The following is a 23,103-nucleotide window of genomic DNA, read 5'->3' on the forward strand; positions in this document are numbered from 1 at the left end:
AGTGACACGCTAACCGCCCCCACCGACGCGCACATCCCCGGAACCGCCAGACCTGTCCGGCCCGGGCCGACCAGCCGCCGTCAGACCTCGGCGGCGAGGCGGGCGCGCAGGGCGTCGGCGGCCGGACGTTCGCTGCGCTGCTCGGTGGCGTACGCCAACCGGACCGCCTCCTCGGCGCTGGCCAGCGCCTCGACCGGCCGGCCGCAGGCGGCCAGCGCCTCGGCCAGCACGCTCGCCCCGATCACCTGGCTGCGCACGTCCTCCGCCGGGGCGGCGACCGCCCGCCGGGCCCAGTCCAGCGCCTGTTCCCGCTGGCCGTGGGCGAGCAGGGCGGAGGCGTACCGGGCCATCGTCTGGCGGCGGGAGAAGAGCAGCGTCGGGGTGTTGGCCGCGGTGGTGGCCACCGGGGCGAGCAGTCCGACCGCGGTGGCCGGGTCGCCGGCGGCGAGCCGGGCGGTGGCCAGCAGCACCCGGGGCGCGGCCTGGGCCGGCGCCTGCGGGTTGTGCGGCTCGACGGTGGTCAGCACCGCGCGGGCGTCCCGCTCGGCGGTCTCGCAGTCGCCCATGTCCAGCGCCACGAAGCCGCGCAGGGTGCCGGCCATCCCGGTCAGCAGCGGGTGCGAGCTGCGCTCGGCGTACGCCAGCGCGTCGGTGAGCAGGTCGGCGGCGTGCTCCGGCTCGCCCAGCCCGCGCGCCACCACCCCCCGTACGACCAGGGCGAACCCACGACCCCAGTCGTCGGAGACCTCGGCGAAATCCCGGTACGCCCGGCGCGCCTCCCGGTCGGCCTCGGCGATCTCGCCCAGCTCGGCCGCGGCAAACGCCTCGACCGCGCGGAGCGTGCCCACCGCCCACGCCTCGCCGACCCGCTCGCCGAAGGGCAGGAAGACGTTCGCCAGCTGGCGGGCCTCCCTCAGCCGCCCGGCGAGCAGCCGGGCGAAGGCGGTGGTGCCACGCAGCCAGGCCCGCCCGTACGGGTCCTTCAGTTCGGCGAAGAGCCGGGCGGCCCGGCCGAGCACCGCGTCGGTGCCGGCGAAGTCGCCCCGGGTGGTGGTCACCCAGGCCAGGTTCTGCAACGACCAGGCCTGCCCGCGCGGGTCGTGCGCGGCGAGGCTGACCTGGTACGACGCGGCGAGCCGGCTGCTCGCCTGGCCGAGCCGGCCGGCGATGAAGTCGGCCATGCCGAGCCGGCGCATCGCCGAGGCGCGCAGGGTCGGCAGGTTCCCCGCGGTGGCCACCTGCAACGCCTCCTGCCAGCAGGCCACCGTCCGGCCCTGGTCGCCGAGGGTCTGGTGGGCCTGCCCGGCGAGCAGCAGGGCGCTGGCCCGGGTGGCCTCGTCGCCCGTGTTTGCGGCGATCTTCTCGGCGAAGGCGAGCGCGTCGGCGGGCCGCCCGACCTGGAGCAGCGCCCGGGCGTGCACCACCCGGTCCGCCGGGGGCAGCCCGTCCCGGGCCAGCTCGGCGGCGCGCTCGGCGTACTCGACCGCGAGGGCCGGCTCGCCGGCCTGCAGCGACCGGCGGGCGGCCCGGCCCAGCGCGGCCACGCCCAGCGGGGCGACCGTCCGGGCCGGCGCGTCCGGCCGCAGCTTGACCGCGTCGGCCAGGGCGGCGGCCCGCTCCACGTGCTCGGCGACGAAGTCGTCCCGGGCGGCGTCGGTGAAGCCGCCCGGCAGGGTGACGGTGGCCTCCGGGGCGGGCGCGGCCCACCGGGCCAGCGCGGCGTGCCGCTCGGCCAGCTCGGCCTTGCTCACCCCCGCGTACGCGGCCTCGCGCATCAGCGGGGTGGCGAAGGCGTAGCCGGTGCGGGTGCGGTGCAGCATCCGCCGTTGCAGCAGCTCCTCGACAGCCCGCTCCAGCTCGACCGCGGCCACCGCGGCCGGCCGGCCGTCCCAACCGGCGCGCTGCTCGCGCAGCGCCTCCAGCGCCCCGGCGGGCACGGTGTCGCCGACCACGGCGGCGTCCCGCAGCACCGAACGGGCGTTCGCCGGCAGCGCGTCGATCCGGGCGGCGAGCACGGCGGCCAGGTCGCGGGAGAGCAGCCGGCTGCCCAGCGATCCGGGCACCAGCCGCCAGCCGCCGTCCGGGCCGGCGGTCAGCGCGCCGCGCTCGCGCAGCATGGTGACCAGCTCGGCGAGGTAGAACGGGTTGCCCTGGGCGGTGGCGAGCAGCCGGTCGGCGTCGGCCGGCGGCAGCTTCCCCCCACCCAGGTAGCTGGTGAGCAGGCGGGCGGCGTCCGCGCCGCGCAGCGCGGGCAGCGAGTGCACCTCGGCGTCCGCGACCCGGGTCAGCGCTCCGGCGGTACGCACCAGCTCGGGGCGGCCGAGCAGCAGCACCAGCACCGGACCGCTGAGCCGGTTGAGGGTCAGCGCGAGCGCCTTGATGGTCTCGGGGGTGGCGTCGTGCAGGTCGTCCACGACGATCACGAGCGGCGCCTCGACGGCGAGCCCGCTGAGCAGCCCGGCGACCGCGTTCGGCACCGCCTCGGCGTCCGGCGGCGGGGAGGCGGCATTCCACTCGCCGTTCTCGGCGGCGGCGGGCAGCTCGGCGTACCCGAGCAGGGCAAGGAGCTGGTCGGTGGCGAGCGGGGGCGGGTCGCCGGGGAGCCGGGCGAACCGCTGGCCGAGCCGGCGCAGCCGCTCCTCCACGGCCGGGCGGGTGAGCGCGGTGGCCGGGTCGTTGGGCAGGCCGACCGCCGCTCGGACCAGGTCGGCCAGGGGGGCCAACCGGCGTCGCTCGCCGAACGCGGCGCAGCGTACGGAGAGCACCCGGGCGCCGCTGTGCGCGGCGTACCGGCCCGCGCCGACGTCGTAGCCGGCCGCGAGGCGTTCCACCTCGGCGGCGAATCGGGACTTGCCGATCCCCGCCTCGGCGGTCATCAGCAGCACCCGGGGCTCGCCCCGGTCGATCACCTCTGCCATCCGGCCGGCGACCCGGCCGATCTCGGTCTCCCGGCCCACGAACGGCGCCTCGTCGCCGAGGCCGGAGCGGGTGCCCGGGGCGTCCAGGAGACCGAGCAGCTCGTACGCCTCCACCGGCTCGCGCTTGCCCTTGAGCCGCAGCGGCCGCAGCGCCCGCCAGGAGGCGACGTGCCGGGTGGCGGCGGAGGTCCGGGCGCCGGCGTAGACCGCGCCGACGGCGGCGGCGTCGGCGAGCCGGGCGGCGGTGTTCACCGTGTCGCCGATGACCGTGTATTCGATGGCGGCCTGGATGCCGGCGATCACGTCACCGGTGTTCAGCCCGACCCGCAGGCCGAGCGACGCGCCGCCGCCGCGCTCGTCGTCGAGCACCCGGCGGACTGCCCGCTGCATGGAGAGCGCGGCCCGGACCGCCCGTTCGGCGTCGTCCTCGTGCGCGACCGGTGCGCCGAAGACCGCCATGATGCCGTCGCCGGTGAGCTTGTCGACGTGCCCGCCGAAGGTCTTGACCGCGCCGGCGAGCGCGGCGAGCACCCGGTCGGTGACCGCACCGACCCGTTCCGGGTCGAGGTCCTCCGACCAGGAGGTGAAGTCGGAGAGGTCGCCGAAGAGCACGGTGACCACCCGCCGCTCGGCGGCCGGCAGGGTCGCGGCGGCGGGCAGCGCGGCCCCGCAGTTGTGGCAGAACCGGGCGCCGGGGACGGCGACGGTGCCGCAGACCGGACAGGTCACGGCTGCTCCACCCCGAGGTATTCCAGCTGGGCCCGGACCGACCATTCGGCCGCCCACCAGAGCGACCGGTCGACGTCCGCGTAGACCCGCTCGACCACCTCGGGTGCCGTGGTGGCGCCCTCGGCGACCGCGGCCCGCACCTGGTCGAGCCGGGCGCGGCGGTGGGCCAGGTAGAACTCGGCGGCAGCGCCGCAGTCGGCCAGCGCCGGGCCGTGCCCGGGCAGCGCCGGGATCCCCCGGTACGTCGAGAGCAGCTCCAGGCTGGTCAGGTAGTCGCCGAGGTGCCCGTCGGGGTGGGCGACCACGGTGGTGCCCCGGCCGAGGATGGTGTCGCCGGTGAGGACCACCCGCTCGTCGCCGTGCTCGGCCAGGAAGCAGACCGAGTCGGCGGTGTGCCCGGGGGTCGGCAGCAGCCGGATGGTGAAGCCGGCGGCCGCCAACCCGGTCTCCGGGGTCAGCGGCGGACCGCCGATGGTGTGCGCCGGGTCGGCGGCGCGGACCGCCGCCCCGTTGAGCAGCTCGGCCAGTCGCGCGGAGCCCTCGGTGTGGTCGGGGTGCCCGTGGGTGATCAGCACCGAGCCGACCGGCCCGTGCGCGGCGATCCGGTCCAGGTGGCCCTCGTCGGCCGGCCCGGGGTCGACCACCACGGCCGGCTCGCCCGGGGCTGCCCGCAGCACCCAGGTGTTCGTCCCGTCCAGCGTCATCGGCCCCGGGTTCGGCGCACGCAGCAACGTCACCCAGCCCGGCAGCCCGTCCGCGAGCGCGGCGGCTGGCCCCGTCACATGCCCGCCCATGGCTGCGATCGTACGACCCCGTCCGCCACTCCCCGCGATCTTGCGGTTCCGGCCCGTGGTTTGTGGCCGTTCACGCCTTTTGCCGGGACGCACTGCGCAAGATCGCGGGGACGGACGGTGGCGTCAGGAGACCTCGACGATGACCTCGACCTCGACCGGGGCGTCGAGCGGGAGTTCGGCTACGCCGACCGCGGAGCGGGCGTGCCGGCCGGCCTCGCCGAAGACGGCGCCGAACAGGTCGGAGGCGCCGTTGATCACGCCGGGCTGCCCGGTGAAGCCGGACGCGCTCGCGACGAAGCCGGTCAGCTTCACGATCTTGACGACGTTCTCCAGGCCGACCAGCGAGTCGATCGCGGCCATTGCGTTCAGCGCACACCGCTCGGCGAGGTCCTTCGCCTGCTCGGCGGAGACGCCCGCGCCGACCTTGCCGGTGGCGAGCAGCTTGCCCTCGGCCATCGGCAGCTGGCCGGAGACGTAGACATGCTGGCCGGACTGCACCGCCGGGACGTAGCTGGCCACCGGGGGCACGACCTCCGGCAGGCTCAGCCCCAGCTCGGCGAGCTTGGCGTGGGGTCCGTTGCTCATGCCCTCAGCCCTTCGGGCGCTTGAGGTAGGCGACCAGCTGGTCCGGGTTCGGGCCGGGGACCACGGCGACGAGTTCCCAGCCGTCCTCGCCCCAGTTGTCGAGGATCTGCTTGGTCGCGTGGACCAGCAGCGGGACCGTGGCGTATTCCCACTTCTGCATCGGTGGAAGGCTCCCTTGCCTGACGTGGACTGTTCCGGGGACAGCCTACGGTCCGGGCGACGGCCGGGGCGCGGGACGCTGCTCAGGGGCGGTCGGCACCTCGCCGCAGGGGCCCTCGTGGTCGTACGGCTGGGGCCAGCGCGGGTACGACAACTCGTTGACCGGCATCACGCCGGCCGGCCCGTCATGGTCGCCGCTCGGCCCGAGCCGCCTCGCCCGGTCGCCGGGCGGGAACTGGGCGCGGGCGTAGGACCAGCCCACGGAGCCCCACAACGGGACGCGCATGCGCGATCACGTCGAGTCACATATGTGACACATGACTGGTCCGGAAGGCGACCGCGCGGAACAGCAGGTCGTGAGCGGTCCGCCACGGGCATCCCATCGACCGCTACCCTTCTGCATCGTACGGGCGATCAGGGGTCGCCCGTCGTGCCCGAACCCGCGTCGTCGCCAGGGGCGGCGAGGACGCCCCATCCCCCGGGGGATCACATGACCCAACCGCCGATCGGTGGCGCGAGCGGATCGCCGGGCACGCCGGCGTTCCGGCAGGACGTACCCGGCCAGACCGGGCCGGTCTCCCCCGGCGCGCCGACCCCGGGTGCCATCCCGCCGCCTCCATCCGCCTACCCCGCGTACCAGGCGCCGGGCGCGCCCCGGAAACGCGGCCTGCTGATCGCCTCGATCGTGCTGGCCGGGGCCATCCTGCTCTGCGGCGGCGGCGGGACCGCCGCCTTCCTGGCCCTGCGGGACACCGAGAGCGGCGAGGGCGCCAAGGAGCCGACGGTCGCGGTGGACGGCTTCCTCACCGCCGTCTACCGGGACCGGGACGCCCGGAAGGCGACCGCCTTCGTCTGCTCCGCCTCCCGGGACCAGGAGAAGCTCGACGCGAAGGTCGCCGAGGTGGACAGGTACGCCGCCGGCTACCAGAACCCGCGCTTCCGGTGGTCGAGCCCGAAGGTGGACAACCAGACCGGCGACCGGGCCACCGTCACCACCACGCTCACCATGACCACTGCCGACGAGAAGGTCGCCGAGCAGGCGCTGCGCTTCACCGTGGTGCGGAAGACGGGTTGGCGGGTCTGCGAAGTCGGCTGATTCCGCGAGGTGGATAGGCTCGATGGATGCGAGCAGCTGAGCGGCCGGCCGAACCGGCCGGTACCGGATGGCCGTCCCGTCTCCACGTGGTGACCGGCAAGGGTGGCACCGGCAAGACCAGCGTGGCGGCGGCGCTGGCGCTCGCCCTGGCCACCGGCGGGCGGCGCACCCTGCTGGTCGAGGTGGAGGGCCGGCAGGGCATCGCCCAGCTCTTCGGGACCGACCCGCTGCCGTACGAGGAGCGGCACCTGACCGACGCCCCCGGCGGCGGCGAGGTGCGGGCCCTGGCGGTGGACGCGGAGGAGGCGCTCCTCGAGTACCTCGACATGTTCTACAAGCTGGGCGCAGCCGGCCGGGCGCTGCGCAAGGTCGGCGCCATCGATTTCGCCACCACCATCGCGCCGGGCCTGCGGGACGTGCTGCTCACCGGCAAGGTCAAGGAGGCCACCACCCGCACCTCCGGGCAGCGCCGCGCGTACGACGCGGTGGTGCTGGACGCGCCGCCGACCGGCCGGATCGGCCGGTTCCTCAACGTCACCGCGGAGACCGCCCGGCTGACCAAGGTCGGCCCGATCAAGACGCAGAGCGAGGGGGTCTCCGCGCTGCTGCGCTCCCCGATGACCGCGGTGCACGTGGTCACCCTGCTGGAGGAGATGCCGGTCCAGGAGACGGTGGACGCGATCACGGAGCTGACCCAGCTGGGTTTCCCGGTCGGTCGGGTGATCGTCAACGCCGCCCGGCCGCCGCTGCCGACCGGCCGCGAGGTGACCCGGGCCGAGCTCGAGCGCGGGCTGCGCGCCGCCGGGCTGCCGGCCGACCCGGCCACCGTCACCGGCCTGGCCAACGAGGCGCGGGACCAGCAGGTCCGGCGGGAGCTCGAGGATTCGCTCCGTACCGACCTGGCGGAGCTGGGGCTGCCCCTGACCGAGCTGCCGCTGCTGCCCGGCGGGGTGGACCGGGCCGGGCTGGAGACGCTGGCGGAGGCGCTCGGCCGCGCCGATTGACTCACACCTGCGGTCCGCGCGGGGGCGCGGACCCCACCGGCCCGATACGCTCGATTGGTGCCTTCCGAAGACGCGGCGCCGCAGCTGGACGTCGACCAGATCCTCGCCGACCCGGGCGTGCGGATCGTCGTGTGCTGTGGCGCCGGCGGGGTGGGTAAGACGACCACGGCGGCCGCACTGGCGCTGCGGGCGGCCGAGCAGCACGGCCGGCGGACGGTGGTGCTCACCATCGACCCGGCCCGCCGGCTGGCCCAGTCCCTCGGCCTGACCGAGCTGGACAACACCCCCCGGCAGGTCAAGGGGATCGACATCGAGGACAGCGGCGGCGAGCTGCACGCCATGATGCTCGACATGAAGCGCACCTTCGACGACGTGGTGCTCCAGCACACCGATCCGGCGAAGGCGGCGGAGATCTTCGCCAACCCCTTCTACCAGGCCATGAGCTCCACCTTCGCCGGCACCCAGGAATACATGGCGATGGAGAAGCTCGGCCAGTTGCACGCCCGCGGCGAGTGGGACCTGATCGTCGTCGACACCCCGCCCTCGCGGTCCGCGCTGGACTTCCTGGACGCGCCGGCCCGGCTCTCCCGCTTCCTCGACGGGCGGATGCTGCGGCTGCTGCTGGCCCCGGCGCGCAGCGGCGGCCGGAGCATGTTCAGCTTCGTCACCGCCGGCTTCGGGATGTTCTCCAAGGTGGTGCAGAAGCTGCTCGGCGCCCAACTGCTCACCGACCTGTCCGGCTTCGTGGCCGGGCTCGACTCGATGTTCGGCGGTTTCCGGCAGCGGGCCGAGCAGACGTACCGGATCCTGCAGGCGCGGGAAACGGCGTTCCTGCTGGTCGCGGCCCCCGAGCCGGACGCCGTCCGGGAGGCGGCCTACTTCGCGGGGCGGCTGCGGGAGGAGCGGATGCCCCTGGCCGGCCTGGTGCTCAACCGGGTGCACCGGTCGGCGGTGAAGTCGCTGGACGCGACGGAGAGCCTGGCCGCCGCGGAGCGGCTGGCCGAGCTGGGCGGCCACGAGGCCACCGCCGAGGTGCTGCGGGCCCACGCCGCGCTGGCCCAGCAGGCGGTACGCGAGCGGGAGGTGGCGGCCCGGTTCACCGAGGCGTTCCCGGCGGTGCCGGCGGTGTCGGTGACGGCGCAGCCCGCCGACGTGCACGACATCGACGGGCTGCGGACGATCGGCACGGCGATCAGCCAGCCGTGACCGGCGTCAGCCGGCGGCGGTGACCAGGACCTTGTCCTTGCCGACCTTGTCCTTGGCGTTCTTCTTCATCGCGGCCTCGAACATCTTGCGCCAGCTCGTCACCTGGGGGTGACGGCGCAGCAACGCCCGACGTTCCCGTTCGGTCATGCCACCCCACACCCCGAACTCGATCCGGTTGTCGAGCGCGTCGGCCAGGCACTCGTACCGAACTGGGCAGCTCCGGCAGATCCTCTTCGCCACGTTCTGTTCGGCGCCCTGTACGAACAACGCGTCCGGGTCCCCGTTCTGACACGCCGCCAGTGACGGCCAGTCAGTGATCATGCCCATGTGTACACGTCCCCCCTTGCAGTACCTACCGACCTCGTGCGACCAGCCGTCGAATCCCCCCAGTCGTCCGGCCCATTCCTTCCCCAAGGAGGCACGGACGACGTGGCCCTGTCGCCGCCACCATCATGCTCTGTAGTCGCCTGATTACGCAACGTTGTCGGCGAAATCCATCATTCCGGACACTCCCGGCTTGCCGGGCCTTCGCGCGCCGCTTACCCGGCCCGAGTACGTGAAAACGCCGCGCGGCTCCCCCGTTCGGAGGAGACTCGGCGCCAGGTCACACGCAACCACGCACCAGGGGTCGTGCGTTTAGCACAACGAGGTCGGCGCGCGCAGGAAATGGGGAAAGAACGCCCCAGCGCCCCTCGTCCCTACTCGCGTACTCTGTCGAGGTGACCTGGATGCGGAAACGTGACCACAATGTCTTCACCAACGCCGCATCGCTACTGATCTGTGGCCTGTTGGCCGGAGTGGTGGTCGCAGCGGCGGCCTTCCCCGCGGTGGCGATGTCCGGACTGGCCGCGAAGGCCGGTGCCGAGACCTTCGGCGCACTCCCCAAGGAGCTGACGGTGGCCCGCGCGCCGCAGATCAGCTACCTGCTCGCCTCCGACGGCAAGACCCCGCTCGCGACCATGTACGACGAGAACCGGCGGGACGTGAAGCTGGCCGACATCGCACCGGTCATGCAGAAGGCCATCATCGCGGCCGAGGACCACGACTTCTACAAGCACAACGGGGTCGACCTCAACGGCGTCGCCCGCGCCTTCGTCAACAACCAGTCCGACTCCGCCTCCCAGCAGGGCGCCTCCACGCTGACCATGCAATACGTCCGGCTGGCCATCGCGTACTCGGCCACCCACCCGGCCGACGTGGTCGCCGCGACCGAGGACACCAGCGCCCGCAAGCTCCGCGAGATGCGCTACGCCATCCAGATCGACAAGGAGTTCTCCAAGGACGAGATCCTGGAGCGCTACCTGAACATCGCCTCCTTCGGCAACGGCGCGTACGGCATCTTCGCCGCCAGCCAGGTCTACTTCGGCAAGCCGCCGAGCAAGCTCAAGGTCGAGGAGGCGGCGCTGCTGGCTGGCATGGTCAAGGCGCCGACCACCAACGACCCGACCACCCGCAGCGGCCGGCCGCTCGCCCTGGACCGGCGCAACTACGTCCTGCAGAACATGGTCAAGACCGGCGCCATCAGCCAGCAGGAGGCGGACGCCGCCAAGGCCATCAAGATGGTCGTCAAGGACAAGCGCACCCCGAACGGCTGCGTCTCCACCAACCAGAAGGACTGGGGCTTCTTCTGCGACTACTTCTACCGCTGGTGGATGCAGCAGGAGACGTTCGGCTCGACCACGTACGACCGCGAGCGCCGGCTGAAGAGCGGTGGCTACACCATCACCACCAGCCTCGACGTGCAGGCGCAGAACGGCGCCGACCGGGCCGTCCGGAAGAACCTCGGCGTGAACAGCAAGGCGGCCCGGATGGTCGCGGTGATCGAGCCGGGCACCGGCCGGGTCCGGGCGCTCTCGGTGAACCGGAACTTCAAGATCGATGATCCGCGGAAGCGGCAGAACCCGCTCTCCAGCAATCCGGCCAAGGCCAAGGCCAAGATCCGGGCCAACTACCCGAACACGGTGAATCCACTGCTCAGCGGTGGCCAGGGCATCGCCGGCTACCAGGCCGGCTCGACCTTCAAGATGTTCACCATTGTCGCGGCGCTGGAGAAGGGCATCCCGCTCAGCTACACGATCAACGCACCGGAAACCTTCAAGTCGAACTACATCATCGAGAAGAACTCCCCCGCCGCCTGCCCCGGCACGCACTTCTACTGCCCGAAGAACGCGTCGAAGAGCATGACCGGCGTGCACAACATGTGGACCGCCTTCGGCAAGTCGGTCAACACCTACTTCGTGCCGTTGGAGCAGCAGGTCGGCGCGGAAAACGTGATCAAGGCGGCGCAGAAGCTCGGCATCACATTCCGCGACAGCGAGGACGCACGTTTCGCGAGAGAGGGTGCCAACCAGTGGGGCGCCTTCACCCTGGGCGTCTCGGCCACCACCCCGCTGGAGGTGGCCAACGCCTACGCCACCCTGGCGGCGGACGGCAAGTACTGCGAGCCGATCCCGGTGCAGGAGATCAAGGACCCGGAGGGCAAGAAGCTCGACATCGCCAACCCGCGGTGCGAGCAGCGGATCGGCACTCAGGTGGCCCGGGCCGCCGTGGACGCGGCGCGCTGCCCGGTCGGTGACGGGTCGGCCACCTCCAAGTGCAACGGCGCCACCGCGCGCAACGTCCACGGGATCGTCGGCGCGCCGGTGGCCGGCAAGTCCGGCACCACCGACGGGGACAAGACCTCCGCGCTGGTCGCGATGACCAAGCAGTACGCGGTGGCCGGCATCATGGCCGACCCGGACTGGCCGCAGACCACCCAGAAGATGGGCCACGACGAGACCCCCAAGGGCATCAACCCGGCCGTCTACGAGACCCTGCGCGACGCCATGAAGGGCAAGGAACGGATCAACTTCACCCCGCCGAGCGGCAAGATCATCGAGGGTGACCAGCGGTCCATCCCGAGTGTGACCTGCCAGTCGGTGGACAGCGCCCGGTCCCGGCTCAAGGACGCCGGCTTCGAGGTGGTCGTCTCCGACCGCAAGGTGCCGTCGAACTGCGCGGCCGGTTCGGTCGCCCGCACCAGCCCGGACCGCCGGACCATCAAGGGCGGCGTGGTGACCATCGAGGTCAGCAGCGGCCCCGGCACCCCGTCAGGCACGCCGACCGTGGGCCCCGGCGGCATCATCACCCCGCCAGGCCCGAGCCGTCCCAGCCGGCCGCCACGCGGCTGACCGTACGCAGGCAGAACGGGCGGGCACCCTGGGGGTGCCCGCCCGTTTCGCGTACCCGGGTCAGAGACCGAGCTGTCGGCGTACCTCGGCGGCCACCCGGCCCCCCTCGGCCTGGCCGGCCACCGCGGCCTGGGCCGCCTTCATGGCCGGGCCCATCTGCGCCTTGCCGGTGAAGCCGCCCGCGGCGAGCGCCCTGGTGACCAGCTCGGCCAGCTCGGCGTCGGAGAGCTGCTTCGGCAGGTAGCGCTCCAGCACCTCGCCCTCGGCGGTCTCCTTGCCGGCCTGCTCGGTGCGGCCGGCGTCGGCGAAGGCGGTGGCGGCCTCACGCCGCTTCTTCGCCTCCTTGGTCAGCACCGCGAGCACCTCGTCGTCGGTGAGCTCGCGCTTGGCCTTGCCGGCGACCTCGGCGGTGCCGACGGCGGCCAGGGCCATCCGCAGCGTGGAGGTGGTCAGTTCGTCGCGCGCCTTGAGTGCGGCGCGCATGTCTGCGGTCAGGCGGTCCTTCAGCGTGCTCATGGACGGTCAAACTACCCTGAACGACATGCGAAAGCGCACACTATTCCGGCTCGGGGCCGGCACGGTCGCCGCGGGCGCGGCCACCCTGGCATACGCGTCGCTCGTCGAGCGCAACATGTTCACCCTGCGCCGGTACGACGTGCCGGTGCTGCCGGCCGACGCCGAGCCGCTGCGGGTGCTGCACCTGTCGGACCTGCACATGATGCCGGACCAGCGGCGCAAGCAGCAGTGGGTGGCGTCGCTGGCCGCCCTGGACCCGGACCTGGTCGTGGTGACCGGGGACAACATGGCCCACCCGGGCGCCGTCCCGGGCGTGCTGCGGGCCCTGCAACCGCTGCTGGACTTCCCGGGAGCCTTCGTCTTCGGCTCGAACGACTACACCGGGCCGGTCTGGAAGAACCCGTTCACCTATTTCCTGCCCGACCGGGAGTACACCGAGGGCGCCGAGCTGCCGTACGAGGAGCTGCGCGACGTCTTCACCGGGGCCGGCTGGGTGGACCTGAACAACTCCCGGACGTCGGTGAAGGCCGGCGGTCGGCTGCTGGAGCTGGTCGGCGTGGACGACCCGCACGTCGAGCGGGACGACTACCCCTCGGTGGCCGGCCCGGTCTCGTCCTCGGCCGACCTCGCCATCGCGCTCGCCCACTCCCCGGAGCCGGCCGTGCTCGACCAGATGGCGGCGGACGGCTTCGGCCTGCTGCTCGCCGGGCACACCCACGGCGGGCAGGTCTGCGTGCCGGGCTACGGGGCGCTGGTGACCAACTGCGGGCTGCCCCGGTCGATGGCGCGCGGTCTGCACCGCTGGCCCGGCTCCGACTCGTGGCTGCACGTCTCCGCCGGCCTGGGTACCCATCCCACCGCCCCGGTGCGGTTCGCCTGCCCACCGGAGGCGAGCGTGCTGACGCTCATCCCCCGCTGACCGGGGGCCGACGTCCCCGGGCCGGCACGGGGGTACCGAGTTTGACCATCGGACCGGGTGGGCTACTATTTGTCGGCACGCCTCGGGGTGTGGCGCAGCTTGGTAGCGCGCTTCGTTCGGGACGAAGAGGTCGTCGGTTCGAATCCGGCCACCCCGACCAGAGGTAAAAGGCCAGGTGAGATCGTCTCTCACCTGGCCTTTTGTCATGCCCCGACGCTCTCCTCGATCGACTCAGGCCGCCGGCTAATCGGCCCTTTCGTCCTCGTCAGCCTCGAGAGTCAGCGGAAAGCCAGCGAACGACTCCCTGACCTTCTCCGCGCCGGCCTCGAAGGCGTGCGTGTACCGGTCCAGCGTGGTCGAGATCTGCTCGTGGCCCATGACCCGCGCCACGTCGTTGATCGGTACGCCGTCCGACACAGCCAGGTCGCGTACGAATGCCGCAGATCATGGAATCGGAGCCCCCCTGAGCCATGCGCGGGACGCGAGCCCGCGCCACCCGGCGGTTCGGGAACTCCTCGATCACCTCGTTGCCGTCCCGATCGCGCCAGGTCGCCCGCCACACCCTGGGCCCGACCTGGACGACCTTGCCGAGCAGACCCGCACGCACGAGCGCCGGCCGCCAGATCCAAGCCCGGAAGACCGTGCGACGCAGCGGCCCGCCGGCCTCGTTGGTAAACACCTCGCCGGCGGGGCCGGGCGGCACGAGCGTGCGGTGCGCCCGCAGGAGCTTGACCACGAACGGCGGCAGCGGCACAAGTCGGCGGCCAGCCCGTGTCTTTGGTTAGGGCTTGTATGTCACGTGTCCGGCGACCTCGATGCCGACCCGGCCAACACGGACGGAGGCCTTCTCCAAGTCGATCGCGTCCCAGGTCAGCCCGACGCACTCTCCCCACCGCAGACCCGCACCTCCGGCCACCCCGACAAGCGCCCGGTACCGCTCCGGGATCTCCGGTAGGAGGTTCCCCGCGAACGCCTCCCGCGGTCATGAATGCGGTTGTTTGCTCCCCAGCTGGAAACCTCGGCCGATCAATTGAGGCAAGGTTTCGCTTCTGGGAGTCGGGATGCCGAGGACGACCAGTAATGCAACCAGGACCGGAGGCGGCGCAGCCGACCGCCGACAGCGGCCCGCCCCCCACGAGGCCTCCCGGGATGCCAGACTCCTGGGCAGCCGCGCGGGGGCTGCGGTATTCCGTCTGCAGTGGAGGTCTTCCATGGGTCGGCGTCACCGGATCCGTTCAATCGTTCTGGTGGCCGCCGCCTGTCCCGCGCTGGTAGCACCGGCTGCCGTGGCCGTGTCGCCGCGACCTGCGTCCGCCGGGATGGGCGCGCTGGCGGCCGTTGACGGCCCGGCCCCCTTCCAGAACCCGGGCGATCGCATGCCCCTGGGGCCGGAGACCCTGGTCACCACGGTCGGGGCGGTGCAGACGCCCGCGCCCGGTGTCACCTACCGCAAGTACACCCAGGGGTACGCCTCTTCTGCCTGGACGGTAGCTGTGTACCTTTCCGCTGCTGGCAGCGAGGTGGTGACCCGCAATTCCGACACCGCGGAAACCTATCGGAAGCTCGTCGCCGACGGCGGGTATGACGCCTCCCTCGTCAGCTTCGACCCGCCCCTTCCCGCGGACCTGTCTTACCGGCCTCCGTCCGACGCCACCCGCTTCTACGGCGTGCACTCGGGCAAGTTCTCTGATCAGGCCGGCGCGGCCGACCACCTGAAGCAACTCGAGGGCATCGGCCTGCGCGGCGTCGTGGAACACGAGGCGTTCCGGGAGCAGGTCAGCACCGGTCCGTGGGAAGTCCGGGTCCTGGTCGTGGAGCCCACGGCGGCCGTGACGATCGGCGGCGCGCATGGGCCCGAGCTACGCAGCGCTGACACCGTGCGCGACATCGCCCGGCACGCCGGCGCCCTCGCCGGGGTAAACGGCAGTGAGTTCGACATAAACAGCCCGAACAACCCGGACTTCAACGGATTCGACGGCGACCCGATGGGCATCTACGTACAGGGCAACAACCTGCTCAGCGAGGCGGTGAACGGACGCACGGCCCTGCTGCTGAACGGAGCGAACGGCCCGCTGCGGATCACCGAGCTGACCACGTCGACGACGGTGAAGGCCCCGGACGGCGAACAGTGGCAGATCGACGGCATCCACCGGAAGCCGGGGCGCATCGCCCACTGCGGCGGTGTCGGCGGAGACCTGCGGCCTCCATCGACGCCCGGCGGCATGCCGGGTGACCTGCCCGACGCCGACGAGCCGTGGCGGTACGAGACCTGCACCGACCCGGACGAGATCGTGATCTTCCGTCCCGAGTGGGGACCGGAGACCCCGGCCGGACCCGCCGGCAGCGTCGACGTGGTGATGGACGGCAACTGGGTGGCCAAGCAGCTGCGCAGCCCGGCCGGCGGTCCCATCCCGACCGGGAGCCGTGTGATGCAGGGCATCGGCGCCGGCGCGCAGTGGTTGAGGGACCACACCGTCCTCAACCAGGCGTTCCAGCCCGGCGCCCAGATCCTCGACCCGCAGGGGCAGCGGGTCACCAGCCCGACCTTCACCGCGATCTCCGGTGGCCCGGCCCTGGTGCGGGGCGGCGAGGTGTGGATCAACGTGGGCGCGAACGGCTACCGATCCCGCGACGGCTACCACACCGGCCTCTTCCTGGACCGGCACCCACGGACGTTGGCCGGCATCACCGCCGCCGGCCAACTGCTGCTGGTGGTCATCGACGGGCGACGGCCGGGCGTGAGTGTCGGCGTGACCATGCCCGAGGCCGCCGGGGTGATGAAGTGGTTGGGCGCCGTTGACGCCATGATGCTCGGCATCGGCGGGGACAGCACCTTGATGATCAACGACATCCTGTACAACCGGCCCACGGACTACTGGGGACACGAGCCGGTCACCGAACGCCGCGTCGGCAACGCGATCGTCCTGCGAGGGAAATAGAGCCGCGCACGAGGCAGGCCGGCGGACGTCCGGCCACCGCGCGTACCGCTGATCCGGCCACCCGGACGAGTGAGAGGGCAGATCCAGTCATTGGATCTGCCCTCTGGTGCTTTCCGAGCGACCCCGGACTGGCCCCCGGGCGCCGCCGGACGAAGGGTCCGGCTCGTGACCGCCACGCGGTGCAGCAGCACCGGCGGGGGCTGGCGCGCAACCGATTGTCGGACAGTAGGTCAGCATCACGCCACCGGCCACGCCCACCTCGCGAAGGAGCGTTGATGCCGAGCCCCCGCAAGCATCCCGTGGAACAACCGGTCTTCCGGTCGCTGATGCTGACCGCCCTCTTCCTAGGCGTCGTGCTCCTCATCCTCAATGAACCACCTTCGAACGGCGTTGTGAACGCTGCGGCGCTGGTGTTGCTCGCCGTCTTCGTGGTCTCCTTCGGCCTCTATTGGCTCGCATGGGTGCTCAGAGAACACGAGCTATGGCGGGCGGGCCGCCAGGGCCAGGGGGAGTAAGCCGAGGCGCGCCCGTAGCAGAGTTCATCATCATCCCCACAACGCATCCGAGCCACCTGCGGCAGCCCCGTCAGCAGAAAGTCAGCGAACGCCTGACAGCGGTTCCCCGTCAACGAGCCGGAGACGGCCGCCGACCCTGGGTCACCGCGAACGAACGACAGCGACCGATACCGGCTGACAGCACCGACGGCCGTTCGGGACGAAGAAGAGGTCGTCGGTTCGAATCCCGGCCACCCCGACCAGAGGCAAGGGCCAGGTGAGACAGACTCTCACCTGACGGCTCCCCTACCAGCCCGCTCCGATCTTCTTCTAATCCCAAGACCGTCATGGGCCATCCGTGGGCCAGCAACCGTGGAACGCAGCGGTCACGAGCGGGCACGAGACGCAACCGGGTCGGCTGCCGGCAGCAGGCGTTTTGGGCATCACGACCGGTTGAGCGCGCTCTTCCAAACTGACGGTACGGGTTCGATTCCCGTCGCCCGCTCCCACCCGCGGAGGCCCAGGTAGACCGCATGATCGCGGCACCCGGGTGCTGGCCCCCGAGGCGGTGGCGAGCGCCGCCTGCTAGGGGAGGTCGCCGTTACCACCCAGGTTGGCGATCATGCGGCGCAGGACGTTGAGTGCCGCAACGTACTCGGCGGTTCCGATGCCTTCGTGCATCTGCTCGTGAGCCCGTGCGTTTCGGGCCTTGGCGCGGAGCCGTCCCGCCTCCCCCTCCTCGGTGAGCGTCAAGGCTCCACCGTCCTCCTTCATCCATCCACGGGCGAGCAGGTCGGTGAACACCTCGTCGAAATCGATCCCGAGGTCATCGAACGGGGCGAGCCGTTCGGCGAGGGCGGGGCGGCTCCAGGTGCTGGGGGAGCCAGCGACATGGTTGAGCGTCCACCAGTGCGGCTGGGTGAGATCCTCCACAGCGAGCTCCGCTCGAATGCGGCCGACCGCTCTGCGATACGCCTCCCCGCTCCAGTAGCCGATGGGCTGGGAGGCAAGCTTGTCTTGGGAGTATTCCTTCAAAACCACGCTCGAGGCTCCTTCTGACCAGTTTCACAGACCCAGCCACGGTAGAAGTTCAAGCGGGCTTAAGGTCAAGGTCCACTGCCAGGCCGCCGAGCGGACGGAGCCAAGGCAGGAGCGGGCACGAACTGTGCGCCACTCCCCTGCCACGAACAGACGTTCCGGGCATCTCGGGGCAGTGATCCTCGTCCTTCCAAACTGACGGTGCGGATCACCCGCTCTGCTGGATCTCGCCGGCAATGACGTCGCGGATATGGACGATGGCGTCGAATGCGTCGGCGCGGCTCTGATCCGTGGTCCAGCTTCGCGACCACGGGCTACCGGGGGTGGTTGCCTCTTCGAGCGCACGCAGCGCAAGGGTCAGTAGCTCTGATCGCAGTGGCTTCGGAAGCCAGTGCGTCACGTCCTGCTCTGCATCGAACGGGTCGTTGCCGGCGACGTTTACGGCCAGGACGGCTGCGGCCGCGATGACCTCGATGTCCCCGAGATCGCGTGGCCACTCAGAAAGCGGGACGGCGGCGGATCGAAGCAGCCGCGACACCACCACCAGGCGCGCCTCCGGCGTCAACTCCTCAAGTGAGTCCAGGAAGTCCTCTGCCCCGTCGCTGTCGAACGGACCCTCGCCCCACGTACCCATACGCCTCCCTTAGACGATGCCAGGCTAGGGGATCAGTACAGCCATCCGTACAGCCAAGCCGGCCGACTGCCGGCGATGTCGGGTCTCAGGACGTCCGTGACAGATCTTTCTCGGGACGTGGGTGACACGTCCGGCTAGACGATCTTTCTGTTCTTCCCTTGACCGTGCAGGGGGTGGCCAGCAGCCACCTCGGTGAGAAGTTCAGCGTGCAGGGCCTCACGTTGTTCGCGTTCGGCGGGGCCACTCCCGGTGCCGGGCACAGACGCGGGCCCGGCGTCCGACCGGGTGGTCGGGCCGCCGAGCCCTTCACAGAGGTACGTCAGATGGGGCGGTTCGGCTCGCTGACCGGGCCACCCGGGTAGGGCGTGGTGCCGGTCTCCGGCACCACCTCGACCTCGGTCACCACGTACTCCGGCTCGGTGCTGCCGGCCGTGCGGTCGTCGTCGTCCGAGGACCGGTTGGCGGCGGCGGCCGTACCCGCGGCGGCCGCGGCACCCGCGGCGGCGGCGCCGGCCGCGACCGCCGTGCCGGAGACGCCGGCCTTGCCGCTGTCACCCCGCGACGAGGCGGCGTGCGCCACGCCCGGCGTGCCGACGCCGTGGCCCTCACCCACCGAGCCGCGCCAGGCGCCGGTCTCGGCGCCCCGCGACTCGATGAAGCTCTTGAACTTCTCCAGGTCGGACTCGGCCTGCTTCTCGACGATGTTCAGCTTGTCGCCGGCCTTCTCGACCAGCCCCTCCGACTCGTACTCCAGATGCAGCCGGACCATCGTCCGGTCGGCGCCCACCGGCTGGAAGTAGACCGCGCCGGCGTTCGTCGCGCCCTCGGTGGCCGCCCAGGCCACCTTCTGGTCCGGTACCTGCTCGAGCACCGTGGCGTCCCACTCGCGCTTGACCCCGGCGATCTGGGCCACCCAGTGCATCCGCCTGTCGTCGAGCTGACGCACCTCCTGGACGCCGCCCATGAAGCGGGGGAACTCCTCGAACTGCGTCCACTGGTTGTAGGCGGTGCTGACCGGGACGCCGACTTCGATCGACTTCTCGACCTTGGTGGTCATGACACTCCTCCTCGTTCCGGTCGAACCTCCCTCCACCCGGGAGGGATCCGTCCTTCGCGTGCAAGGAAGTCCGTACCCCCGGAGGGACGGCTCAACCGGATCGACGGGTTTGTTCCGGCCCCACGACAGGCCCAGCCGGCGTCCGCCCCGCTGATCCCGGGGCGCCGGCTCCTTTCAGAGGTACGCGGGTCAGGACGCGGCGGCGATGAAGTGCCCCGCCTCGTCGACGATCACGTGGGTGTTGACCGGACTGTTGTTGACGATGACCGCCTGGTCGTCAGGGCCCACCCCCGCCACGACGAGGTTCGCGGCCGTCTCGCCCGCGACGAAGTTGACGTTCGAGGCCGCCGGCTGGGTGGCTCCGTCACCGTCGCCGATCCGGGTGCCGCCGAATGGCCGATGTGGAGGGCCACTGCCGGGTCTCCTTCTCGTCGACCATCGCGAGCCAGTCGGCGTACCCGAGGTCACACCACTCGCGTAGTCGGCGCTCGGCCAACCGGGCGGCCTCGTTCGCGACGTCTCTCATGCGGGGTGTTTCCTTCCGAAATCGGGCGACGCGATCGGGCGGTGAAGTGCGCACGCGGGGGCAGTTGATCATTTTTCCTGGCAAGGTTGGCGGATGGCCGCGCTGATTCGCTCCCGGATGACCGACTGGACCTTCGTCGTACCCGCGCTCGCGGTCGTGCTGCTGATCCTCACCTGGGGCCGTGACCTGCCGGCGGTGCTGGTCGCGGTGGTCGCGGCCTTCCTGGCCGGCGCGGTCCTCGCGGCCGTCCACCACGCCGAGGTGGTCGCCCACAAGGTCGGCGAACCGTACGGCTCGCTGGTGCTCGCGGTGGCGGTCACGGTGATCGAAGTGGCGCTGATCGTCACCCTGATGATCAGCGGCGGGGACAAGACCCAGGCGCTGGCCCGGGACACCGTCTTCGCCGCGGTCATGATCACCTGCAACGGCATCCTCGGGTTGTCCCTGCTGATCGGCGCGCTCCGGCGTCGGGTGGCGGTGTTCAACCCGGAGGGCACCGGCGGTGCATTGGCGACGGTGGCCACCCTGGCCACGCTGAGTCTGGTCGTGCCGACCTTCACCACCAGCCGGCCCGGGCCCGAGTTCTCCCCCGACCAGCTGGCCTTCGCCGCCGTCGCCTCGCTGGCCCTCTACGGGCTGTTCGTGATGGTGCAGACCGGACGGCACCGGGACTACTTCCTCCCGGTCACCAGCGACGGGACCGTGCTGGACGCCGACGGCGACGGGCACGCCGACCCGCCGTCGGCGCGTACCGCGCTGGCCAGCCTGGCCCTGCTCGTCGTCTCGCTGATCGCGGTGGTGGGCCTGGCGAAGAGCGTCTCGCCCGCCATCGAGGCCGGGGTCGCCGCGGCGGACCTGCCGCAGGCATTCGTCGGGGTGGTCATCGCGCTGCTCGTGCTGCTCCCGGAGACCCTCGCGGCGGCCCGCGCGGCCCGCCGGGACCAGGTGCAGATCAGCCTGAACCTCGCCCTCGGCTCCGCCATGGCCAGCATCGGACTGACCATCCCGGCGATCGCGCTCGCCTCGATCTGGCTGGAGGGCCCGCTGCTGCTCGGCCTGGGCGGCACCCAGCTGACCCTGCTGGCGCTCACCGCCGTGACCGGGGTGCTCACCGTCGTGCCGGGCCGGGCGACCGTGCTCCAGGGCGGGGTGCACCTCGTGCTGCTCGCAGCCTTCGTCTTCCTCGCCGCCAGCCCCTGACCGGCGGCGCCGGGCCGGTCAGTCGTGCCGCTCGGTGCGCTCGATCTCGGCGAACGCCGCGTCGAGGTAGCCCGCCACCGGCCGGCCCGTCGCCGCGATCAGGTCGGTGACGAGCAGCGGGGCGTGCCGGGCGATCGCCGCCGGGTCGGGCGGGGAGTCGTCCTCGCCCGGGTTGTAGACGCCGAGCGCACCGGCCAGCAGCACCAGCACCACGTGCGGGCTTACGTCCGGCCGCCATCCGGCCGCCGACCGGACGCACTGCTCCAGCACCCGCCGGACGTCGTCGCCGTCCAACCCGTCCGGGTGGGTCTCCTCCAGCAGCAGCCGCACCACCGCGCCGAGGACCAGGCCGGACCGCTCGGCGGCCGCGAGCCGGGCGACCGCCGCCTCGTACGCCTCGTCGTCGCGGTCCTTCGCGGCGTCCACCGCCTCGGTGGCGGCCAGCGCGATCTCGCGGGCCGGTGCGGGCAGGTGTCGCCAGGTCACGGTCACCAGGCCAGCATGGCAGAGCACCCCGACAGGCCGACGGGCCGACGCGGACGTGCGCTTGGTCACGTGCGATCGGCCGCCACGCCGGACGGACGGTAAACGGTTCGCGGGCCGTCGTACCCTGCGCGGAGAATCGCGGCATGCTGCGTCGCGCCCTCCCTCGCCGTCCGGAAGCCCGGCGGATCCTGCTCGGCACCCTGCTGTCCGCCGTGGGGCGCGGCCTGACCCTGCCGTTCCTCTTCATCTACCTGACCGACGTGCGGGGCCTCTCCGACCCGCGTGCCGGCCTGGTCATCGGCTGGTACGGCGCGGTCACCCTGGCGCTCTCCCCGCTGGGCGGGACGCTGATCGACCGGTTCGGCGCGCGCCGGGTGGTGCTGCCGTGCCTGCTGGTCGAGGCGATCGGCACCGGCGCGCTGGCGCTGGTCGACTCGACGGCGTCGGCGTTCGGCGTGGCCACCGTGATCGCGGTCGGCAGCTCGGCGATCTGGTCGGGGCAGAACACCATCCTGGCCTCACTCACCGCCGACGACGAGCGGCAACGGGTGTACGGCTTGAACTTCGCCCTGCTCAACCTCGGCATCGGCGTTGGCGGCCTCACCGCCGGCGCCATCGTGGACACCGCCCGGCCGGCCACCTTCCAGCTGATCTACCTGATCGACGCGGTCAGCTACCTCACCCCGGCGATCATCCTGTTGAGCCTGCCGCACGTCGGGCACCGGCTCGTCGCCGCCGGTGCGACCGGGGCGGCGACCTCGGCCGGGGGCTACCTCACGGTCCTCCGGGACCGCCCGTTCCGGCGCCTGGTGATCTTCGGTCTGGTCCTCACCACCTGCGGGTACGCCCAGATCGAGGTGGGCTTCACCGCGTACGCGATCCGGGTGGCCGAGGTGACCCCACGGGTGGTCGCCTGGGCGCTGGCCGCCAACACGGTGATGATCGTGCTCTCCCAGTTGCTGGTGCTCCGCCGGATCGAGGGGCGCAGCCGGACCGGGGCGCTGGTCGCGGTGGGCGCGGTCTTCGCGACCGCCTGGCTGGTCCTCGGCGCCGCCGGCCAGGTCGGTACGGGCGACGCGCTGGTCGCGGCGCTCGGCGTGGTGGCCTGCGCGGCGATCTTCGGCTTCGGCGAGACGATGCTGTCGCCGGTCATGCCGGCGCTGACCAACGCCCTCGCCACCGACGAGCTGCGCGGCCGGTACAACGCGATGAGCTCGATGATCTTCGGGATCAGCGGGGTGATCGGCCCGGTCACCGCCGGACCGTTGATCGGCGCCGCCGACGGGAAGGTCTGGGTGGCGGTGGTGGTCGGCGGCTGCCTGGCCGCCTCGGTGGTGGCCCTCTCCCTGCGCCCGCTGCTCACCGCGGTCCAGGATGGCCGCGCCCCGGCAGCCGACCGGGCCGCCGAGGGCGTTCCCGCCTGATCACGGCCCGGCAGGCTCACACCACCCCCGACCCACCGGGCCCACGCCCGCACGCACCTGCCCGCGCGCCCGCGTCGGACCGCGCCCGCCCCACGCCCGCCGCGCCGGGCCGCACCCACCAAGATCGGATCTGCCGGACGGGCCGGCACGGCGGGGCGGGGAACGGGGACGGGCCCCGGAGCGGATGCTCCGGGGCCCGTTGCGCGCGG

At 72.2% G+C, this 23,103-nt stretch carries 21 protein-coding genes, 1 tRNA gene and 1 pseudogene; 10 read left to right on the plus strand and 13 right to left on the minus strand.

The window, feature by feature from the left end; translation table 11 throughout:
• Nucleotides 1-80: 80 nt before the first annotated feature.
• From ACLQ2U_RS03185 to ACLQ2U_RS03205, 5 genes are all read right to left on the minus strand, one after another.
• Nucleotides 81-3,647 carry an adenylate/guanylate cyclase domain-containing protein gene (locus ACLQ2U_RS03185; protein WP_425749000.1) on the minus strand — a complete coding sequence of 1,189 codons (3,567 nt, stop codon included), beginning with the start codon at nucleotides 3,645-3,647 and terminating at the stop codon, nucleotides 81-83.
• Nucleotides 3,644-4,441, minus strand: coding sequence for an MBL fold metallo-hydrolase (locus ACLQ2U_RS03190; protein WP_425749001.1), 798 nt, complete (start codon nucleotides 4,439-4,441; stop codon nucleotides 3,644-3,646). Before ACLQ2U_RS03190 ends, ACLQ2U_RS03185 begins: the two co-directional genes overlap by 4 nt.
• A 123-nt stretch (nucleotides 4,442-4,564) precedes the next feature.
• Nucleotides 4,565-5,026, minus strand: a complete 462-nt coding sequence (locus ACLQ2U_RS03195) for a RidA family protein (RefSeq protein WP_425749002.1) — start codon at nucleotides 5,024-5,026, stop codon at nucleotides 4,565-4,567.
• Nucleotides 5,027-5,030: 4 nt separating this feature from the next.
• The gene (locus ACLQ2U_RS03200; protein WP_088959894.1) at nucleotides 5,031-5,186 is read right to left on the minus strand and encodes a hypothetical protein; all 156 of its coding nucleotides are present in this window, start codon (nucleotides 5,184-5,186) and stop codon (nucleotides 5,031-5,033) included.
• A 45-nt stretch (nucleotides 5,187-5,231) separates the two neighbouring features.
• Complete coding sequence (locus ACLQ2U_RS03205; protein WP_425749003.1) at nucleotides 5,232-5,471, minus strand: hypothetical protein; 240 nt, start codon at nucleotides 5,469-5,471, stop codon at nucleotides 5,232-5,234.
• Nucleotides 5,472-5,675: 204 nt separating this feature from the next.
• On the opposite strand from ACLQ2U_RS03205, the gene ACLQ2U_RS03210 reads away from it, so the two are divergent.
• Genes ACLQ2U_RS03210 through ACLQ2U_RS03220 form a run of 3 tightly spaced genes read left to right on the plus strand, consistent with a single transcriptional unit; the run spans nucleotide 5,676 to nucleotide 8,491 of the window.
• Entirely contained in the window at nucleotides 5,676-6,281 is a 606-nt protein-coding gene (locus tag ACLQ2U_RS03210; RefSeq protein ID WP_425749004.1) for a hypothetical protein, read from the plus strand.
• 26 nt (nucleotides 6,282-6,307) lie between these two features.
• A complete protein-coding gene (locus tag ACLQ2U_RS03215; RefSeq protein WP_425749005.1) occupies nucleotides 6,308-7,285 on the plus strand; it encodes an ArsA-related P-loop ATPase in 978 nt (325 codons plus the stop codon).
• Nucleotides 7,286-7,339: 54 nt separating this feature from the next.
• The gene (locus ACLQ2U_RS03220; RefSeq protein WP_425749006.1) at nucleotides 7,340-8,491 is read left to right on the plus strand and encodes an ArsA family ATPase; all 1,152 of its coding nucleotides are present in this window, start codon (nucleotides 7,340-7,342) and stop codon (nucleotides 8,489-8,491) included.
• A 6-nt stretch (nucleotides 8,492-8,497) separates the two neighbouring features.
• Here ACLQ2U_RS03220 and ACLQ2U_RS03225 read toward each other — a convergent pair whose 3' ends face one another.
• On the minus strand, nucleotides 8,498-8,818 hold the full coding sequence (locus ACLQ2U_RS03225; protein ID WP_425749007.1) for a WhiB family transcriptional regulator: 321 nt from the start codon (nucleotides 8,816-8,818) through the stop codon (nucleotides 8,498-8,500).
• 401 nt (nucleotides 8,819-9,219) lie between these two features.
• Here ACLQ2U_RS03225 and ACLQ2U_RS03230 point away from each other — a divergent pair, with 401 nt between their 5' ends.
• Nucleotides 9,220-11,661: a penicillin-binding protein gene (locus ACLQ2U_RS03230; RefSeq protein ID WP_425749008.1), complete on the plus strand. Its 2,442-nt coding sequence runs from the start codon at nucleotides 9,220-9,222 to the stop codon at nucleotides 11,659-11,661.
• 60 nt (nucleotides 11,662-11,721) lie between these two features.
• On the opposite strand, the gene ACLQ2U_RS03235 is transcribed toward ACLQ2U_RS03230, so the two are convergent.
• Entirely contained in the window at nucleotides 11,722-12,177 is a 456-nt protein-coding gene (locus tag ACLQ2U_RS03235; RefSeq protein WP_425749009.1) for a GatB/YqeY domain-containing protein, read from the minus strand.
• A 25-nt stretch (nucleotides 12,178-12,202) separates the two neighbouring features.
• On the opposite strand from ACLQ2U_RS03235, the gene ACLQ2U_RS03240 reads away from it, so the two are divergent.
• Both ACLQ2U_RS03240 and ACLQ2U_RS03245 read left to right on the plus strand, forming a co-directional pair.
• A complete protein-coding gene (locus ACLQ2U_RS03240; protein ID WP_425749010.1) occupies nucleotides 12,203-13,096 on the plus strand; it encodes a metallophosphoesterase in 894 nt (297 codons plus the stop codon).
• Nucleotides 13,097-13,179: 83 nt separating this feature from the next.
• A tRNA-Pro gene (locus tag ACLQ2U_RS03245) sits at nucleotides 13,180-13,256 on the plus strand.
• A gap of 83 nt (nucleotides 13,257-13,339) precedes the next feature.
• Here ACLQ2U_RS03245 and ACLQ2U_RS03250 read toward each other — a convergent pair.
• A complete protein-coding gene (locus ACLQ2U_RS03250) occupies nucleotides 13,340-13,513 on the minus strand; it encodes a hypothetical protein (RefSeq protein ID WP_425749011.1) in 174 nt (57 codons plus the stop codon).
• 959 nt (nucleotides 13,514-14,472) lie between these two features.
• On the opposite strand from ACLQ2U_RS03250, the gene ACLQ2U_RS03255 reads away from it, so the two are divergent.
• Both ACLQ2U_RS03255 and ACLQ2U_RS03260 read left to right on the plus strand, forming a co-directional pair.
• Nucleotides 14,473-16,035 (plus strand): phosphodiester glycosidase family protein, encoded by a 1,563-nt coding sequence (locus tag ACLQ2U_RS03255; protein WP_425749012.1) that lies wholly within the window; start codon nucleotides 14,473-14,475, stop codon nucleotides 16,033-16,035.
• A gap of 275 nt (nucleotides 16,036-16,310) precedes the next feature.
• Entirely contained in the window at nucleotides 16,311-16,550 is a 240-nt protein-coding gene (locus ACLQ2U_RS03260; protein ID WP_425749013.1) for a hypothetical protein, read from the plus strand.
• A gap of 564 nt (nucleotides 16,551-17,114) precedes the next feature.
• Here the strand turns inward: ACLQ2U_RS03260 and ACLQ2U_RS03265 are convergent.
• From ACLQ2U_RS03265 to ACLQ2U_RS03280, 4 genes and pseudogenes are all read right to left on the minus strand, one after another.
• Nucleotides 17,115-17,570: a MarR family transcriptional regulator gene (locus ACLQ2U_RS03265; protein ID WP_425749014.1), complete on the minus strand. Its 456-nt coding sequence runs from the start codon at nucleotides 17,568-17,570 to the stop codon at nucleotides 17,115-17,117.
• Between the two features lie 205 nt (nucleotides 17,571-17,775).
• Complete coding sequence (locus tag ACLQ2U_RS03270; protein WP_425749015.1) at nucleotides 17,776-18,201, minus strand: DUF4259 domain-containing protein; 426 nt, start codon at nucleotides 18,199-18,201, stop codon at nucleotides 17,776-17,778.
• A gap of 610 nt (nucleotides 18,202-18,811) precedes the next feature.
• A pseudogene (locus ACLQ2U_RS03275) lies at nucleotides 18,812-19,258 on the minus strand (SRPBCC family protein); the annotation flags it as partial.
• Nucleotides 19,259-19,622: 364 nt separating this feature from the next.
• On the minus strand, nucleotides 19,623-19,784 hold the full coding sequence (locus ACLQ2U_RS03280; RefSeq protein WP_425749016.1) for a hypothetical protein: 162 nt from the start codon (nucleotides 19,782-19,784) through the stop codon (nucleotides 19,623-19,625).
• 93 nt (nucleotides 19,785-19,877) lie between these two features.
• Between ACLQ2U_RS03280 and ACLQ2U_RS03285 the strand changes: the two genes are divergently transcribed.
• Entirely contained in the window at nucleotides 19,878-20,984 is a 1,107-nt protein-coding gene (locus ACLQ2U_RS03285; RefSeq protein ID WP_425749017.1) for a calcium:proton antiporter, read from the plus strand.
• 18 nt (nucleotides 20,985-21,002) lie between these two features.
• Here ACLQ2U_RS03285 and ACLQ2U_RS03290 read toward each other — a convergent pair whose 3' ends face one another.
• Nucleotides 21,003-21,476 (minus strand): hypothetical protein, encoded by a 474-nt coding sequence (locus ACLQ2U_RS03290; RefSeq protein WP_425749018.1) that lies wholly within the window; start codon nucleotides 21,474-21,476, stop codon nucleotides 21,003-21,005.
• A gap of 137 nt (nucleotides 21,477-21,613) precedes the next feature.
• On the opposite strand from ACLQ2U_RS03290, the gene ACLQ2U_RS03295 reads away from it, so the two are divergent.
• Complete coding sequence (locus ACLQ2U_RS03295) at nucleotides 21,614-22,894, plus strand: MFS transporter (protein WP_425749019.1); 1,281 nt, start codon at nucleotides 21,614-21,616, stop codon at nucleotides 22,892-22,894.
• Nucleotides 22,895-23,103: the final 209 nt, after the last annotated feature.

Origin of the sequence: Micromonospora sp. DT47 (assembly GCF_049844475.1) — a bacterium.
GTDB lineage: Bacteria > Actinomycetota > Actinomycetes > Mycobacteriales > Micromonosporaceae > Micromonospora.

Bases quoted from the DNA above. Each gene is read 5' to 3' on its own strand.
- ACLQ2U_RS03190 (WP_425749001.1), bottom strand. From the start codon at position 4,441: ATGGGCGGGCATGTGACGGGGCCAGCCGCCGCGCTCGCGGACGGGCTG.
- ACLQ2U_RS03195 (WP_425749002.1), bottom strand. From the start codon at position 5,026: ATGAGCAACGGACCCCACGCCAAGCTCGCCGAGCTGGGGCTGAGCCTG.
- ACLQ2U_RS03200 (WP_088959894.1), bottom strand. From the start codon at position 5,186: ATGCAGAAGTGGGAATACGCCACGGTCCCGCTGCTGGTCCACGCGACC.
- ACLQ2U_RS03205 (WP_425749003.1), bottom strand. From the start codon at position 5,471: ATGCGCGTCCCGTTGTGGGGCTCCGTGGGCTGGTCCTACGCCCGCGCC.
- ACLQ2U_RS03210 (WP_425749004.1), top strand. From the start codon at position 5,676: ATGACCCAACCGCCGATCGGTGGCGCGAGCGGATCGCCGGGCACGCCG.
- ACLQ2U_RS03215 (WP_425749005.1), top strand. From the start codon at position 6,308: ATGCGAGCAGCTGAGCGGCCGGCCGAACCGGCCGGTACCGGATGGCCG.
- ACLQ2U_RS03225 (WP_425749007.1), bottom strand. From the start codon at position 8,818: ATGGGCATGATCACTGACTGGCCGTCACTGGCGGCGTGTCAGAACGGG.
- ACLQ2U_RS03230 (WP_425749008.1), top strand. From the start codon at position 9,220: ATGCGGAAACGTGACCACAATGTCTTCACCAACGCCGCATCGCTACTG.
- ACLQ2U_RS03235 (WP_425749009.1), bottom strand. From the start codon at position 12,177: ATGAGCACGCTGAAGGACCGCCTGACCGCAGACATGCGCGCCGCACTC.
- ACLQ2U_RS03240 (WP_425749010.1), top strand. From the start codon at position 12,203: ATGCGAAAGCGCACACTATTCCGGCTCGGGGCCGGCACGGTCGCCGCG.
- ACLQ2U_RS03255 (WP_425749012.1), top strand. From the start codon at position 14,473: ATGCCCCTGGGGCCGGAGACCCTGGTCACCACGGTCGGGGCGGTGCAG.
- ACLQ2U_RS03260 (WP_425749013.1), top strand. From the start codon at position 16,311: ATGCCGAGCCCCCGCAAGCATCCCGTGGAACAACCGGTCTTCCGGTCG.
- ACLQ2U_RS03270 (WP_425749015.1), bottom strand. From the start codon at position 18,201: ATGGGTACGTGGGGCGAGGGTCCGTTCGACAGCGACGGGGCAGAGGAC.
- ACLQ2U_RS03280 (WP_425749016.1), bottom strand. From the start codon at position 19,784: ATGAGAGACGTCGCGAACGAGGCCGCCCGGTTGGCCGAGCGCCGACTA.
- ACLQ2U_RS03285 (WP_425749017.1), top strand. From the start codon at position 19,878: ATGGCCGCGCTGATTCGCTCCCGGATGACCGACTGGACCTTCGTCGTA.
- ACLQ2U_RS03295 (WP_425749019.1), top strand. From the start codon at position 21,614: ATGCTGCGTCGCGCCCTCCCTCGCCGTCCGGAAGCCCGGCGGATCCTG.